The 15,907-nt window shown below is 43.2% G+C and carries 15 protein-coding genes; 14 read left to right on the forward strand and 1 reads right to left on the reverse strand.

Annotated features, from left to right (window positions below):
* Window positions 1-63: 63 nt before the first annotated feature.
* From H7844_10030 to H7844_10095, 14 genes are all read left to right on the forward strand, one after another.
* A complete protein-coding gene (locus H7844_10030) occupies window positions 64-1,173 on the forward strand; it encodes a DUF362 domain-containing protein (protein MEO5357621.1) in 1,110 nt (369 codons plus the stop codon).
* Between the two features lie 87 nt (window positions 1,174-1,260).
* On the forward strand, window positions 1,261-2,232 hold the full coding sequence (locus H7844_10035; protein ID MEO5357622.1) for a formylglycine-generating enzyme family protein: 972 nt from the start codon (window positions 1,261-1,263) through the stop codon (window positions 2,230-2,232).
* On the forward strand, window positions 2,229-2,612 hold the full coding sequence (locus H7844_10040; protein MEO5357623.1) for a hypothetical protein: 384 nt from the start codon (window positions 2,229-2,231) through the stop codon (window positions 2,610-2,612). Before H7844_10035 ends, H7844_10040 begins: the two co-directional genes overlap by 4 nt.
* Window positions 2,609-3,745, forward strand: a complete 1,137-nt coding sequence (locus tag H7844_10045; GenBank protein MEO5357624.1) for a glutathionylspermidine synthase family protein — start codon at window positions 2,609-2,611, stop codon at window positions 3,743-3,745. The genes H7844_10040 and H7844_10045 overlap by 4 nt, the downstream gene beginning before the upstream one ends.
* Before the next feature lie 42 nt (window positions 3,746-3,787).
* Entirely contained in the window at window positions 3,788-4,183 is a 396-nt protein-coding gene (locus tag H7844_10050; GenBank protein MEO5357625.1) for a DUF350 domain-containing protein, read from the forward strand.
* A gap of 96 nt (window positions 4,184-4,279) precedes the next feature.
* Window positions 4,280-6,835 (forward strand): DNA mismatch repair protein MutS, encoded by a 2,556-nt coding sequence (gene mutS / locus H7844_10055; protein ID MEO5357626.1) that lies wholly within the window; start codon window positions 4,280-4,282, stop codon window positions 6,833-6,835.
* 222 nt (window positions 6,836-7,057) lie between these two features.
* Window positions 7,058-8,134 carry a hypothetical protein gene (locus H7844_10060; protein ID MEO5357627.1) on the forward strand — a complete coding sequence of 359 codons (1,077 nt, stop codon included), beginning with the start codon at window positions 7,058-7,060 and terminating at the stop codon, window positions 8,132-8,134.
* 7 nt (window positions 8,135-8,141) lie between these two features.
* Entirely contained in the window at window positions 8,142-10,355 is a 2,214-nt protein-coding gene (locus tag H7844_10065; protein ID MEO5357628.1) for a PBP1A family penicillin-binding protein, read from the forward strand.
* Between the two features lie 107 nt (window positions 10,356-10,462).
* Window positions 10,463-10,750 (forward strand): hypothetical protein, encoded by a 288-nt coding sequence (locus tag H7844_10070; protein ID MEO5357629.1) that lies wholly within the window; start codon window positions 10,463-10,465, stop codon window positions 10,748-10,750.
* 91 nt (window positions 10,751-10,841) lie between these two features.
* Window positions 10,842-12,932: a TonB-dependent receptor gene (locus tag H7844_10075; GenBank protein MEO5357630.1), complete on the forward strand. Its 2,091-nt coding sequence runs from the start codon at window positions 10,842-10,844 to the stop codon at window positions 12,930-12,932.
* Window positions 12,929-13,393, forward strand: coding sequence for a hypothetical protein (locus tag H7844_10080; protein ID MEO5357631.1), 465 nt, complete (start codon window positions 12,929-12,931; stop codon window positions 13,391-13,393). Before H7844_10075 ends, H7844_10080 begins: the two co-directional genes overlap by 4 nt.
* Entirely contained in the window at window positions 13,374-14,216 is an 843-nt protein-coding gene (locus tag H7844_10085) for a 4Fe-4S binding protein (protein ID MEO5357632.1), read from the forward strand. The genes H7844_10080 and H7844_10085 overlap by 20 nt, the downstream gene beginning before the upstream one ends.
* A complete protein-coding gene (locus tag H7844_10090) occupies window positions 14,200-14,412 on the forward strand; it encodes a hypothetical protein (protein MEO5357633.1) in 213 nt (70 codons plus the stop codon). The genes H7844_10085 and H7844_10090 overlap by 17 nt, the downstream gene beginning before the upstream one ends.
* 2 nt (window positions 14,413-14,414) lie before the next feature.
* A complete protein-coding gene (locus H7844_10095) occupies window positions 14,415-15,116 on the forward strand; it encodes an energy transducer TonB (GenBank protein MEO5357634.1) in 702 nt (233 codons plus the stop codon).
* 74 nt (window positions 15,117-15,190) lie between these two features.
* On the opposite strand, the gene H7844_10100 is transcribed toward H7844_10095, so the two are convergent.
* The gene (locus tag H7844_10100) at window positions 15,191-15,751 is read right to left on the reverse strand and encodes an EF-hand domain-containing protein (protein ID MEO5357635.1); all 561 of its coding nucleotides are present in this window, start codon (window positions 15,749-15,751) and stop codon (window positions 15,191-15,193) included.
* Between the last annotated feature and the right edge of the window lie 156 nt (window positions 15,752-15,907).

The raw sequence follows: 15,907 nt of genomic DNA on the forward strand, positions 1-15,907 counted from the left end.
ATACCGGATTTCGGGCAAAATATTTATATAGACATTCCACCTCAGGTTGTTATAAAATATACCGTGGTAAGGGTAATAATAAAGAAGTCCGGTTACGATTATGATGAGTTAAAGCAAAACGTTAACTCAATTTTAGATGAGTTAAACACGGGGCTGATAAAGCGTGGAACCCGCATTTTACTGAAACCGAATCTTCTTTTAGCCTCTACGCCTGACAAGGCAATAACAACACATCCGCTTGTGGTTAAAGCCATTGTTGAGTATGCCCTTAATCTGGGGGCAAGTGTTCAGATATCAGACAGTCAGGGCTCACCCACTAACAGCTTTGAATACATCCTGAAAACCGGTGGCTATAAACAGGCTCTTACCGGCCTTGACGTCACATTTAAGGAGTTTACAAAATCCGTAACGACAAGCAACACTTCTTCTTTTAAAAACATAGAGATAGCGGAGGATGCACTAAACGCTGAGATAATCATAAATGCAGCAAAACTAAAAACCCACTCCCAGATGCGTTTAACTCTTGCAGTGAAGAACCTCTTCGGCTCAATAGTTGGATTGAAAAAGCCACAGTGGCATATGAAAGTAGGAGAGAACCGTGAGAAATTTGCTGAGCTCCTTGTAACTATTTACACGTTGTTGAAACCTCAAATCAACATAATGGACGGTATCCTTGCCATGGAGGGAGACGGCCCGGGGCCCTCCGGGATTCCACGCACTTTAGGACTGCTGGCAGGCTCTGATGATGCCGTTGCGCTGGATATGGTAATTTGTGAGCTGCTTAATGTTAACCCGTTGTGGCTTTTTACAAACAAGGCGGCACACAACCTGGACCTTATCAAAGAATACACTGTTGAGGGTGAGATGAAAAGAGTGGAAGGGTTTTTGTTTCCAACAGAGACCAGTTTGCTCTTTGGTCCTCCGCTTGCCAGAAGGTTTATGCGAAAACACCTTACCACAAGGCCAAGAAATGTTGACGGCGCATGTGAGCTCTGTAACGGCTGCGTTAAAATCTGTCCGGCGCAGGCTATTGTAAATGACGGCAAGAAGTTAATTTTTGATTATGAGAAATGTATCAGGTGCTACTGTTGCCAGGAAATATGCCCTCATAAGGCTATAGAAATCTACGAGCCCCTTCTGGGTAAAACCCTCATGAAAATATTTACTCCTTAAACTCTCTCCAGTTTTTTTGACAAATACCGGTTGATTCTTGTATCTTTATATATGTTGCAGCGCTTAACATAAAAGAGGTGAACACGAATGAGCCCAAAATGTCCGTGTTGTAAACTAGAGATTGAAGACCCTTCTCAGCTGTTATGCCCAAGGTGCAGTTGGGATACTGAGTCTGACTTAAATTTAAATAAAACATTGGCTACTGTTGCCGCTGACGTTGTTGAAAAATATAATAAAAAACTTGAAATAGCAGTTAACAACTGGAACAGACTGCAGGGGATGCTCAGTGGCGGACTTAAAGAACCTAAGGGGAAACACAGAGATACGGGGGAAGTGGATGAACGCCTGAGCGTCCCTCTATACACTGATGCGGTAACCGGCATGGAATTTGTCTTTGTCAAGGGCGGATGTTTTAGGATGGGAGATATTTTTGGTGATGGATTTCCTGATGAAAAGCCTGTACATGAGGTTTGCGTAGATGACTTCTATATAGGGAAATACCCGGTAACTCAGCAGCAGTGGGTAACGATAACCGGTGGTAATCCATCACGTTTTCAGGATAATGATACCAATCCGGTTGAACAGGTAAGCTGGGAGGATGCTCAGGATTTTATAAGGGAACTGTGTGCAAGAAGCGGTGCCCTGTATCGTTTACCTACTGAGGCGGAGTGGGAATATGCATGCAGAGGCGGTGGCGCTCATGAGAGATACTCAGGCGGTAATTTCCCTGACAATTTCGCATGGTACGATACCGTCTCCGGCAAAAAACCACACCCTGCAGGTATAAAACAACCCAACAGTCTGGGAATTTATGATATGAGCGGTAATGTCTGGGAGTGGGTGTTAGATGTCTATGCCAGGGATGCATACAGTAAACATGAGCGTAATAATCCAATACACCACGGCCCGGGCCGCAGCCGCGTTATGCGCGGAGGCAGTTGGTATGACCAGGTTAAGAGTGTTCGATGTACTAACCGGTACTATGGTAACCCAGGGTTCAGATTTATAGATATTGGTTTCCGCCTTGTTTTCAAAAAACACAAAGCAGGAAACCAATGAAGAGGTCCAAGCTGATTTCATTGGTGCTCTTGGCCTCAACCACACTTGTTGCCTGTAGTGAGGACAGAGGTTCCAGAACCACATCGAGAGAAGTTTACAAAACCAGGGAAGATTGCATCAGAGACTGGGACAGAGCTGATAATTGTCAGCGGAGAATGACAGGAGGCGGCTACCAAGGCCCGCACTATTTTTTTTACGGAGGGAACTCTTACTACATACCACCTGGGTCAGAGAAACCTCAACCAATGAGCAGCTCTATGGTACATCACTCTGAAACTCTCGGCAGCCGTCGTTCTCACTCTATTTCCACACATGAAACCACACATATCGTGCGCGGTGGATTTGGTGCCTCCTCGCTGCATCACTCATCTGTGTCATGAACAGGCGTGTAGTTAAGAAACGGGATAACTGGCAGCATGAGATGGAAGAGCTGGGATTTACGTTTCACTCAACCGGGGGCATTTACTGGAATGAGGGCGTCTGTTACGTCTTTACAGAGGAAGAAATAAATGAACTTGAACGAGTGACAATGGAATTACACGAAATGTGTATGGATGCAGTTGAGCGCATCATAGACGGAAATTTATTTTCAAGGCTGCATATACCTGAGAATTATGAAGATTACATTATAAAATCGTTTAGGCGGAAGGAACGCTCTATATACGGGAGGTTTGATTTTTCTTTTGACCTCAGGGGCAATCCCTGTCTGCTTGAATATAATGCAGATACACCGACTTCTCTGTTTGAATCAAGCGTTGTGCAGTGGGTATGGGTGCAGGAGATATTTCCCCGGCATGACCAGTTTAACTCGATTCATGAAAAGCTGCTGGATGTTTTTAAGGCTGTCTCAACAGAGATGAATTTCAGAGTGCCGATGTATTTTAGTTGTGTTAGGGACTATGATGAGGACATGGTAACGGTTGAGTACCTGCGTGATGTGGCAATACAAACCGGCCTTGACGGGCGGCACATTTTCATAGAGGATATTGGACACTCAGCGGAGACCGGCAAGTTTTATGATACAGAAGGCCAAGTTATAGAGTATATGTTTAAGCTCTATCCGTGGGAATGGCTTTTAGCCGATGAATTCGGCTCTCATGTGTTAAATGGTACGCTAAAGTTCTATGAGCCTCCGTGGAAGATGATTCTTTCCAATAAGGCGGTGCTTGCTTTGTTGTGGGAAATGTATCCAAACCATCCCAACCTCATACCCACGTACTTTGAGCCCGGTGCCTTAGGGGGCAATTACGTGAAAAAGCCGTTTTTTTCCCGTGAAGGCTCAAACGTCAGCGTGTTCAAAGGTGGCAGGGTAGTTGAAAACACAGACGGCACGTATGGTGTGGAGGGATTTGTATATCAGGAGCTCAGGCCGCTTCGGGTATTTTCCGAAAGCCATGCAGTAGTAGGTTCGTGGGTGGTAAACGGGCTTTCGGCAGGAATTGGAATCAGAGAGGACGACTGTCCCGTCACCAAAAATACGAGCAGGTTTGTTCCTCATTATATCGCACTGTGAGGATTGATAAAATATTATGACTAATAAAAGGAGACAGCAATTATGGTTATTCCGGGACTTATGGCATTTATAAGTTATTTTGCATCTTCAATTGTTTTTTTGGTTTTATTCTGTGTAATTTATATGCGCATAACACCGTACAACGAGTTTAAACTAATAAATGAGGGTAACACAGCAGCAGCGTGGAGCTTTAGCGGGGCACTTACAGGTTTTGTTTTACCCCTGGCAAGTGCTATAAAGCACAGTGTAAGTCTGGTTGATATGTGTGTGTGGGCGGCTGTGGCTCTCATCGTCCAGATAATTTCTTTTATAGCTGTAAGGTTGATATTTCCTTCAATTGTCAAGGATATATCATCTAACCAGCTTTCAAAGGGGATATTTCTTGGTGTGATTTCTGTTGCAACCGGAGTGTTAAACGCAGCCTGTTTAACTTATTAGAATTTGGAATAACCGATATTTTGCTTTAATACTTTCTTTTTTAACCAAAAATATTCTTAAATATAAGTAATGGAATTTCAGGAACTCACTCCTGTGATGAAACAGTATTTCGAGTTAAAAAAGACCTATGAAGATGCAATACTGTTTTTTCGTTTTGGGGACTTCTACGAAATGTTCGGGGAAGACGCCATTGTAGCGTCTAAGGTTCTCCAAATAGCCCTGACGGCCAGAAACAAGGGCAAAAAGGATTCCCTGCCGATGTGTGGAATCCCCTATTTTGCTGCAGATGCGTATCTTAAAAAACTAATCGAGGCAGGCCATAAGGTGGCTGTGTGTGAACAGGTGGAGGATTCAGGGCAGACAAAGGGGATATTTAAACGTGAGATAGTACGCCTTGTTACCCCAGGAACTTATGAGCCTGAAAATCCGGGAGAGAATACCTATATTTGCTCTTTTTATCCGTTGGATGACCGCCACGGCATAGCCGTATCGGATATCTCCACAGGAGAGTTCTTTGTTTATGAGACAAAAGAACAACTTGTTGATGAAATTCTCCGTTTCGGAGCAAAGGAAATCATCTGTCCTGAGTCTCTCAGGGATGATATCCACTACAGCAGCATTTTAAAAGATTTCTTCGTCTCATACTACAGTGATTTGCCCTTTGACTATATGGAAGCGTACAAGCTGCTTCTTGAGCACTTTAAGGTCTCAACCCTTGAGGGATATGGTTGTGAGGGGATAATTTCGGCTATTTCGGCAGCCGGCGGCCTTATTTCATATCTTCTGGATACCCAGAAGACAAATGTCCACTTCACTAAAATAAAAACCCTCAATACATCATCCTTTATGTTTATAGATGCCGTGACAATAAGAAATCTCGAACTTACCAATAATCTTAAAGACTCCACGCAAAAGGACACGCTTCTGTCCATTCTTGACAGCACCCTTACCCCGATGGGTACAAGATTTCTCAGAGACGCCTTACTGAGGCCCCTTATTAATACCCCTGAAATAAACAGAAGGCTCGATGCTGTCAGCACACTGGTAACGGATTTTACTCTCAGAGAAAGTCTGAGAGCCAAACTTAAATCTGTTCAGGATATTGAACGAATCACAATTAAGCTGATAAAAGGCAGCGCCAATGCCCGCGATATGCTTGCCGTCAAAAGCTCAGTTGAGGTTATGCCGGAGATAAAAGAATTACTGAGCAAACAAGGCTGCGGTTATTTTCAGCAGCTTGTCGATGATATTGCAGATTTTTCATCATTAATTGAGGTTATTGAAAACTCAATAACAGACTCACCTCCAGGGACGATAAGAGAAGGCTGGATAATCAAAGACGGCTGCTCCGGGGAGATAGATGAATTAAGGGAAATTGCTACAAAAGGTAAGACTTTTCTTACTGAACTTGAGGCTAAAGAACGAGCGGCATCAGGAATTAATAATTTAAAAATCAGCTATAATAAAATCTTTGGCTACTACATAGAGGTGACTAAAAGTCAGCTTCATCTCGTGCCGGCTCACTTCATTCGTAAGCAGACCCTTGTAAATGCCGAGAGATATATTACAACAGATCTTAAAAGTTATGAAAATAAGATAACCGGCGCAGAGGAGAAGTTAAAAGCCCTCGAGTATAATTATTTTAAGGCGGTCTTAGAGAAGGTGGAACTCTATGCGGGAGCTCTCAGAAGTGCTGCAAATGCTATAGCCGTAATAGATTATCTGCAATCACTTGCCGAGGTGGCAAGGGTCAGAAAGTATGTAAAACCGGAGGTACATAGCGGTGGCGATATAAACATAAAAGATGGCCGTCATCCGGTAGTTGAAAAAACCGCTACAGTTGACAAGTTTATACCTAATGACTGTGTTTTGGACACTGAGGATAACCGGATGCTTATAATCACCGGGCCCAACATGGCCGGGAAATCAACCTATATGAGGCAAATCGCACTTATAATGTTGATGGCTCAGATGGGCTCTTATGTGCCGGCAAGTTTAGCAAAGATAGGGGTGGCGGACAGGGTTTTTACAAGAATCGGCGCATCAGATTTTCTTGCCAGAGGACAGAGTACATTTATGGTGGAGATGATAGAGACCGCCAACATAGTAAACAACGCAACACAAAAGAGTTTAATACTTCTTGATGAGGTAGGCCGGGGAACCAGCACCTTTGACGGCATAAGCATAGCCTGGGCTGTAGCCGAACACATAATAAGCTCAATAGGAGCGCGTACTCTCTTTGCCACGCATTACAACGAGCTGACTGACATGGCAGTTACCTCACAGGGGGTGAGAAACTACAACGTGTCGGTAAAGGAGTGGGGAGACGAGATAATTTTTCTCAGAAAAATCGTTAAGGGCGCCGCAGATAAAAGCTATGGCATACAGGTGGCCCGGCTTGCCGGTTTGCCTAATGAGATTATATCCCGAGCTAAGGACATTCTGGCAGAGCTTGAAAAAAAGGAAGTGGAGGAGGTGGAAGCTCAGGTTTACTTAATTAAGAAAAAGAAAAAAACGGCGGTTCAACTGGACCTCTTCTCTTGTCAAATCCACCCTGCTGTACTATCCCTCCTTAATCTTGATATAAAGAAACTAACCCCCGAATCCGCTCTGAGTGTAATTGCCGAGCTTAAAAAACTTGCTGAAAAGTAAGTTGGGCTGTAATCTGAAATTTTCTGCTCAAATACCATTTTTAGCGGGCTACCGGATTTTCTATATCGAATTTCAGGAATAAACTAAAATATTTTGTATTTTTGGTATAATAAAAACCGTGGTGATAACAGGAAATCATCAAAGAGACGTTTTTGCATATGGTTTACCAACTGTAGCCATGGTTGTTTTTTTTAATCAACTCATTTAGAGAGGACGGAAGAGATGGCTGAAATAAGTGATAGTGTGAAGTTACAGGATACAGCTCACAGGAATGCCCCGGAGAGGGAACGGCAAATGGACACCTCCCAGATGGTTGGCCCTGCCGGATTAGATATCGGGACATCCAACATTGTACTTGCCCGTATGAAAAGCGGAGCCGTGCAGACAGTCAAACAGCTTAATGCCTTTTTTGCCGTGCCACGGTCTAAGTTTACCGGTAAGGTGTTTGCAAAAAATGAAATAATGTACTTTGCCAGAAACGGGCAGTTCTATATAATCGGCAATTCATCAGATACATTTGCCGCTACTTTTAATTCATGCACACGGCGCCCTATTGAGGGCGGCCTCTTAAGCCCTAAAGAAGATGAGGGAGTAAATGTCATTGCAGCAATCATGAAAACCATGCTGCCCCCACCTAAGAAACCAGGGGAGATTATCGCCTTCAGTGTTCCAGGTGAGCCCGTAGATACCCGTATATCCGTGCTTTACCACGAAACCGTCATGAAACGCACACTTGAAGGCATGGGCTATCTTCCCATCTCTGTAAACGAAGGTATGGCCGTGATAACTTCAGAAATGTCAAACGATAACTACACCGGCATCGGGATAAGCATGGGCGGAGGCATGTGTAATGTCTGTCTTGCATATATGGCGGTGCCGATTCTGTCTTTCAGTATTCAAAAAGGCGGTGATTACATTGACTCAATGGTTGGAAGAACTCTTGGAGAGTCACAGACTAAGATAAAACTCATAAAGGAAAAAGACCTGAGCCTCACGCGTGAGCCAAGAAACAAGGTGGAGACAGCGCTTCAGATATTCTACGACGACCTGCTCTCAACCCTTGTGCAAAGCCTGGAGCAAGTGCTGGCATCATCTGATAAAGTACCAAGGTTTTCCAAACCTGTGCCTTTAGTCATAAGTGGTGGTGGCGCTTCGGCCCACGGATTAAAGGAACGTTTTGAGAGAGCTCTCAAAGGCGTCAGTCTGCCTGTTCAGATTTCTTCTGTCAGGATTGCCGAGGACCCTCTTAATTCCACTGCTAAAGGCGCTTTGTATATGGCCCTTTCAGAAGACTCCTGAGACGGCAATGGCTGTTGCCGTTGTCGTCTTTTCCATAGATAAAACAAGGGGCAACCTTTTACTTAAAATACTTCAGAGCGGCGCTCTCAAGGCTCAACACATCAAAACCGTCTTTGACCTTGAAAGAGCTGTTTCAAAACACGCCCCCTCTATTATTATATTCGATTCAAAATACCACTTCTCTAAAAACTACACTATAGTCGGCACTCTAAGAAGTAAACTCCCAAAGGCCACAATCATAGTCCTTTGTGAGCCATATACGGAGCACATTTTTACTGAGATGGGAATTCGCCCTGATATGTGTATGACAGACCCGCTGGATCCGGAAATGATTTTAGCTAAAACAAAGGAAGTTTACTTTCTGAAAAATAAGTTGTACCTCAAGTTTACCACCTTTTTAAGCCTACTGTACAATCTGTTTGCCGGTGATACTAAAAACCCCTATCTGTCTTTTGTTAAAAAGGTTCTCTTAATTATTGCACTTGTGGTTTCCCTGACAATTGGTGGCACCGGGGGTTTCATGCTTTGGAGTCTTTCCGATTTGCCTAAGGTTGCACTTCTTGAGCAGTACTCCCCGCTTGAGTCCTCTCAGATATTTTCCTCAGACGGTGAGTTCCTGGCCGAGGTCTTTATTGAAAGAAGGCGCTTTGTGCCCTCTTATAAGATTCCCGAGCACGTTAAAAAGGCTTTTATCGCTGTTGAGGACGTTCGTTTCTATAAACACTTCGGTGTGGATTTTGCACGTGTTATAAAGGCATTTATAGAGAATATAAAAGCCGGCACCATTGTTCAGGGTGGAAGCACTATAACACAGCAGCTTGCCAAGATGCTCTTTCTGAAGCCCGAAAAAAGCATTTCGAGAAAAGTTAAAGAGGTCGCTATAGCGTTTCAAATTGAACGGCGTTACACAAAAGATGAAATCCTGTCATTGTATCTGAATCAGGCATATTTTGGTACCAGAACGTATGGTATAGAGGCGGCGTCTTTTACCTATTTCGGTAAAAAAACGGAAGAATTGACAATTGGCGAGGCGGCTCTCCTTGCCGCTATTCCTAAAGCCCCCTCCACGTACTCTCCTTTCAGAGATCCTGAAAAGTCCGCATCAAGACGAAACATTGTTATTAAGTTAATGTACGAAAACGGTTTCATCTCTGAAAACAAATATAAAGAGGCTTTAGCTGAAGCGATACCCAAACATGTTGAAAAGAATCGCTATAAGGCCCCTTATTTTGTGGAATATGTAAAGGGAATTCTTGAGCAAAAATACGGTGACACCCTCTATACCTCAGGGCTTAAAATCCATACGACAATTGATATGAATATGCAAAAGATTGCTGAAAAGGCAGTTGAAAATGCAATAGAGATGTTTGCAAAACGTGACGTTACAGGAGTACAGGTAGCCCTGTTGGCGGTAGAGATAAAAAGCGGTGAAATAAAAGCTATGGCGGGAGGTACGGACTTTTGGGAAACCCAGTTTAACCGTGCTACTCAGGCAATGAGACAGCCTGGATCATCATTTAAACCATTTGTTTACCTTGCCGCTTTCAGATATGGTTATAAACCCACGGATATGGTTGATGACAGAGAGGTAACGTATTTTCAAAAACGAGGTGAGCCGTGGACACCGCATAATTACACAAAAAAGCACTACGGCACCGTGACTTTAAAAACCGCCCTTTCACGCTCACTAAATGTTGCCACGGTTTCACTGGCAAACAGGGTGGGCATGGAACGGGTGGTGGAATCGGCTCATCTTGCAGGCATAAAAAGCACAATCCATCCGCGTCTTCCCTCGGCAATCGGGGTCTCTGAGGTCACTCTGCTGGATATTGTTTATGCCTACTGTACCTTTTCCGATGGTAGTGTACATGAGCCGGTATCGTACAAGCAGATATTAAACCGCTACGGCCTGGCAATTGAGGATGTAGTACCTTCCTCAAAACCTGTATTGGATAACTCTACGGTAGAGAAGATGCAGGAAGTGTTGGGGGCTGTTGTTACAGAGGGTACAGCCCAAGCGGCTAAGTCACTTAACAGGGCTGTCTATGGTAAGACCGGCACTACGGATGATTATGTGGATGCGTGGTTTGTCGGTTTTGACCATAAATATGCAGTAGGGGTCTGGGTAGGCAGGGATGACCACAAGAGCATCGGTGATGGAGAGGCCGGAAGCAAGGCCGCCCTGCCTGTATGGATTGATTTTATGAAACATTTTGAGTAATTCCAATTCTAATTCGAAAGTAAACGCAGGCGGTCTCATTTAGAAATGAGATTGCACAAAAATTCGTCCACTTGACATTTATTTATTAATATGATTACACTTCATTTATGAAATTAACGGGGGTGATTTTACTTGCAGCATTTACTTTAACTTTGATAATTATGCCTGGTGTGGTCTCTGTTTCACACTCCACAAAGGGGCACCCTGTTATTTTAACCCTTGATGTTTGTAACTCCTCAACAGCTGGAGTGCCGGTGTCTGATGTGCCGGTTATTATTGAGCAGAATTCAGAAATCTTGTTATTTGAAATATCTGAACCAAAAAGTTTTCAACGTTTTACCTCCCATAAACCCGTTCTTTTAACCGACATAAGTCATCCTCCTGAGTCTGCATAAAAGCTGCTGTTTTTAAAATCAATAGTTAACACAAAAGTCTGTTAACTGCTTTCAGGGTTTTTTGCAAAAATTTTATCGGAGGATTGTTTTAATGAGAAGAGTCATTTCATTTATTCTTATTATGTTATTTTTTATTTTCCCGGGTTACGGTAATACCACAGACAACACAACCAGGCTTGAGGAGATAGTCGTATCGGCAACACGTGAGGCGGAGTTGCTTAAAGATGTTCCTCAAACCATAAATGTAGTCAAAGAAGGAGAAATAAAAAATGTTAAACCGTCTCATCCGCAGGAAATAATGAACAGAGTTCCAGGCGTATGGGTTGACGTTACGGCAGGTGAGGGACATATTACATCCATCAGGCAACCACTTACCACTAATCCGGTTTATCTGTACTTAGAGGATGGAATACCAATAAGGCCGACAGGTTTTTTTAACCATAATGCTCTATATGAAACCAACATCCCGCAGGCGGAGCGTATTGAGGTCATAAAGGGGCCGGCTTCAGCCCTCTACGGCAGTGATGCCATTGGAGGCAGTGTCAACGTTATAACCAAAAAGCCGTCCCTTACTCCGGAGGTTGAACTAAACCCTGAGGCAGGCAGTTTCGGCTGGGTCCGGTTTCTGGGCAGCGTTTCAAACACCTTTGGCACAAACGGCCTGAGACTTGATTTGAATCTAACCCATAAGGACGGTTTCAGGGAAAGGACGGAGTACGACCGTGAAAGCGCCTCCATCAGGTTTGATAAAACCATAGGGGCCGATGTATCGTTAAAAACAGTTGTCTCGTATCACAATATAGATCAGAAGACCGGCGGCTCAAACGGCCTAACGAAAGCTGACTACGAAAACAGACCCTACTATAATTACCAGACATTTGACTTCAGAAAAGTAAAGGCTTTCAGATACTCTACTGAGCTTGAGAAGGAATTAAACAAAGACGCAGTGCTGAGTTTTATCCATTTTGTCAGATATAACAGAATGGACTTGCTGCCCGGCTGGGGTATTTTTAAAGCCGGCACAAAGTACTACGGCTATAACTCAACTACCGAGTTTTTCTCACTGGGGCTTATGTCAAAGTACAGAGAGGATTTCCCAGTTATTAAAACCAGATTAATTGCAGGGGTTGATTTGGACTACAGCCCTGGGTCGTATTACGAAAGACGAATTGAGGCATTTAAAACAGGAGATAAATACACTTCATACAAATATGTTACCGATACAAATAACAATTACGATTTTGATACCATATTTAAAGGAATATCCCCGTATGTTCAAACTGAAACCACACCGGTTGACAAACTTAAAATCACTGCCGGAGCACGCTATGACATTCTGTCATACAGCTACACCACCAATCTTAAGGCTAACTCTAACCGCCCTGATGACACAGACAGAAGTTTTTCACATCTAAGCCCTAAAATAGGTCTGACGTATGATTTGCTTGAGGGTTTAAGCACATTTATTTCTTATAACCACACCTTCCGCGCACCATCCGCCACCGATTTATTCAAGGGCTCATCAGGAACCGCCACTACAGCCGTTAATCTTAAACCAATAAAAGCGGATAGTTTTGAAGCCGGTTTAAGGGGACACGCAGGAGATATATTTACATACAACACAAGTCTTTACTACATGGAAAAGCGGGATGATATTGTTAACTATTCAACTACTACCAACTTAACCGAAAGGCGTAATGCCGGTAAGACCTCTCATAAGGGTGTGGAGATTGGATTTGGTGTAAAACCACTTAGAGAGCTTGAACTTAATACATCGTTTTCTTACGCCGAGCATATGTATGTTGACTATGTTGTGTCGAAATCTGTAGATTATTCCGGAAAGGAAATGTCTCTTGCACCAAGGACGATAGTAAACACGAGGGTGTCGTACAGTCCATGTGTTTTAAATGGCGGAGCGTTTGAATTTGAATGGGTAAAGCTTGGCGATTACTGGATGGATGATGCCAACACTGAAAAGTACTCCGGGCATGATCTCTTCAACCTTAGGGCAAGCTATAAAATCAATAAAGACTGGACACTGTATGCAAGGGTTTTAAACATTTTCGATAAACTCTACAGCGAACGGGCAACTAAGAGCGGAAGTGATGAGCCCTACTATGCTCCGGGTGAGCCGAGGACATTCTTTGGCGGTTTGACTTACAGCTTTGGGAGAGGGAAATGAAAGGCAGGGCAGCTTTATACGGTTTAGCATTTCTTGTATTAGGGGTAGTTGCAGGGGTGGCCGTTGCCAAATACAGCTCCACGGATTACTATCACCGGACTCTGATTTTAAATGATGATGCTAAGACCACGCCTTTATATGTAAAAAATCTGTCGGGTAGAATAGTTTTGAATCTGAGTATTAAAAACATGCAGAAGGCGGAAAATGTAATAGTTGATGTAAAGGGGGGCAGGTTCTACAGCCCCCTGCCGCCTCCTGTGACACTATTGCCTAAGCGCTGGGTATCATTTGTTGATAAGTATATTTATGGGCTAAAACCCGGCATAAGAATTCCGGCCTATGTAGTTTTAAATACTAACGAGGAGCCTTACGAGATTACATTTATGAGGCTTTCCGACACAACTGTAATAAAGAGGTTTCCCATAGTTAAAGGAGACGGCCATGAAAAGCACAAACATTAGTTGCTTAACTGTAAACCGGAGGTACTTCATAATCATCATAAGTGCTTTGCTGTTTTTACCACCCATAGGCATTATCCCTCAGATGGCAATGGAGCCCAACATGTGCGGAGCAGTGTGTCCAAAGCTTTTTATGATAATGCCGAAAGATGGGAATATTTTAGTAAAAATATGGGAAAACGTCAAGGCAATGTGGTTTGGAGCCTCGCTTGTGGCAACGATTATAGTAGTAACGTTTTTATTCGGCCGGATGTGGTGCGGGCACATTTGCCCTGTTGGAGGGCTTACAGAGTTTGTAGGAAGATTTATACCGGGAAAGTTAAAAATCAACTTTTCATGGATGAATGCACCGGCCTTCAGATATGGTTATTTTGCGATATTTGTATTTGCCTCTACTTTTGGTATCGGCTCTATCGCTTGTAAGCTATGTAATTTCAGGGTAATACCGTTTTTAACCGGGGCGGTGTTTGAGGGAGCCTATGTTGCGTACCTGAGCAGTTCTATAGGAATTGCAGGGATTTTAACCGTGTTGATTACAGGAGTTTTTGCAAAGGGCGGTAGGGCTTATTGCAATTTACTGTGTCCGGTTGGGGCGCTGGACGGTATCTTTAATTTTCTTGGCTCAAGGCTCGGATTTACAAAGAAAATTATAACAGATACGGCTCTTTGTAATGGTTGCGGCAACTGTGTAAACGTCTGCATAGTGTGGGCAAGAAAAATTAATGAACAGGGGAAATCTGAAACCGACAGGTTGTCTTGTTTAACCTGTATGAAGTGTGCATATGTATGTGCGGAGGGAGCAATCAGGTATGGAAAAAGTAATTAGCACAACTGTGTGCTCGGTTTTGGGAGGAATATCGGCTGTTGCCGGCTCAGGGGCACTTTCCCTTTGCAGCCAAAACCGCTGTGACGCCTGTTTTGGATGCGTAGGGGCGATTGCCTCTTTAGGTGTTATTTTAATAGCTAAAAAAGTATTAAAAAGACAGCATATTGATGTGCAAAAGGGTAATTTGGAGGTATGAACATGAAATACCTTAGGATAGGCATAACTGCCTCCCTGTTTATTCATTTTGCAGTATTTTTAATTTTTGCAAAAGTTGCAACATCTAATTTGAAAAATAACACTAAACTTGTCGTTAACTTTAGTGTTATTTCTAAACCGGTTATTGAAAAATCTAAAGAAAGTATTCAGCCGGAAGTACAAAAGGCGGCTCCGCCTGTTCCTAAAACTGAAAAGAAAATTGTCCCGCCAAAAGAGATAACAAAGAAAGTGCCTGTTGAACAGAAAATCTCTCCGTTAGATGTGACATCACATAAAGATATACAGAACATGGCTGAGCCGGTTTCAGATAATCATAGAGCCGTCACTGCCGGAGATACAGTAAGCGCAGCTACAGATGCTCAACCAAAAGGAGGAAAGGTATCTCATGAGGAGGCAAAGCAAAAGTATGTTAAAGAAAACTTTATATACATCAGGGATATGGTAATGAAGCAGGTATCGTATCCGCATTCGGCAAAAAAGATGGGAATATGCGGCAAGGTTACGATTTCGTTTGTTGTTACTGAAAGCGGGGTAGTGGATGAGTTGAAAGTGGAGGAGAGCTCCGGTCACGGGCTTTTGGATGACAGCGCCATAAATGCTGTAAAACAGGCCGCCCCTTTTCCAAAACCTGTGGTGTCAGCAAAAATAGTTTTACCGATAACTTACAAGCTTGATAAGGGGTAGTTTTATACGAGGTCGCATTCTCCTTGCCGCCTGTGTTTACTTTTGACTGCAACCTGGTAATTAAATAAATGTTTTTAAGCAGTTACGCTGGTTGATGAGCTGGTGGAAGATGATGAGGTGGATATTCCGTCAATTAAGGCTTTGTATTTAGTCAGCATATTTTTTTGCGGATTGGCGGCGTCTAATTCCGTGGCGCTTAGTTTGCCGTCACTGTTGGTGTCAAGGCTGTTAAATGTACTGGAGCTCATACCTATTGCGGTAGCATCTGTTGCAGTTAAACTGCCGCTTGTACTGAATTTGCTTATTATATCTTCTGATTCTGAATGTATCCGCTTTTGATAATAACCATACGTAAGCTCATTTGACGATACAGAGCCGTCACCGTCTATATCTAATGTATCAAAGGTATCACCTGAGAGTCCGCCCGCCGTCCAGTCTGATTTTGAAATTGTACCTGAGCCGGTTGTATCCAGAGAGTTAACCATATCGGCTGATGAGTTATTAATTTTTGTTTCATCATTTTGGGCGGCCGTTGATAATTCTTTAGAAAAATCGGCATCCGTGGATTCACTACTGAGTTTCTTTATCAGGCCTGTCGCCAGATTCCCTAAATTTATTCCGCCTATTGCTGTCATGTTTTTACTCCTTGTGTTAGTGGTTTATAATTTCCTCTGCACCCATCTGATATTATCTATGCAACTATCAGGCCAAACCAGTAATTACAGCTTCTTTGAAAGGTGTTTTTATTTATTCCGGCAACATTTACCCTGCTCATAGGAAAATATTTCTTG

It is taken from the genome of Nitrospirae bacterium YQR-1 (assembly GCA_039908095.1).
Taxonomy (GTDB): Bacteria; Nitrospirota; Thermodesulfovibrionia; order Thermodesulfovibrionales; family Magnetobacteriaceae; genus Magnetomonas.

Excerpts from the sequence above, each read along its gene's own strand:
- H7844_10035 (MEO5357622.1), top strand. The coding sequence starts at position 1,261 with ATGAGCCCAAAATGTCCGTGTTGTAAACTAGAGATTGAAGACCCTTCT.
- H7844_10040 (MEO5357623.1), top strand. The coding sequence starts at position 2,229 with ATGAAGAGGTCCAAGCTGATTTCATTGGTGCTCTTGGCCTCAACCACA.
- H7844_10045 (MEO5357624.1), top strand. The coding sequence starts at position 2,609 with ATGAACAGGCGTGTAGTTAAGAAACGGGATAACTGGCAGCATGAGATG.
- H7844_10050 (MEO5357625.1), top strand. The coding sequence starts at position 3,788 with ATGGTTATTCCGGGACTTATGGCATTTATAAGTTATTTTGCATCTTCA.
- mutS (MEO5357626.1), top strand. The coding sequence starts at position 4,280 with ATGAAACAGTATTTCGAGTTAAAAAAGACCTATGAAGATGCAATACTG.
- H7844_10060 (MEO5357627.1), top strand. The coding sequence starts at position 7,058 with ATGGCTGAAATAAGTGATAGTGTGAAGTTACAGGATACAGCTCACAGG.
- H7844_10065 (MEO5357628.1), top strand. The coding sequence starts at position 8,142 with ATGGCTGTTGCCGTTGTCGTCTTTTCCATAGATAAAACAAGGGGCAAC.
- H7844_10070 (MEO5357629.1), top strand. The coding sequence starts at position 10,463 with ATGAAATTAACGGGGGTGATTTTACTTGCAGCATTTACTTTAACTTTG.
- H7844_10075 (MEO5357630.1), top strand. The coding sequence starts at position 10,842 with ATGAGAAGAGTCATTTCATTTATTCTTATTATGTTATTTTTTATTTTC.
- H7844_10080 (MEO5357631.1), top strand. The coding sequence starts at position 12,929 with ATGAAAGGCAGGGCAGCTTTATACGGTTTAGCATTTCTTGTATTAGGG.
- H7844_10085 (MEO5357632.1), top strand. The coding sequence starts at position 13,374 with ATGAAAAGCACAAACATTAGTTGCTTAACTGTAAACCGGAGGTACTTC.
- H7844_10090 (MEO5357633.1), top strand. The coding sequence starts at position 14,200 with ATGGAAAAAGTAATTAGCACAACTGTGTGCTCGGTTTTGGGAGGAATA.
- H7844_10095 (MEO5357634.1), top strand. The coding sequence starts at position 14,415 with ATGAAATACCTTAGGATAGGCATAACTGCCTCCCTGTTTATTCATTTT.
- H7844_10100 (MEO5357635.1), bottom strand. The coding sequence starts at position 15,751 with ATGACAGCAATAGGCGGAATAAATTTAGGGAATCTGGCGACAGGCCTG.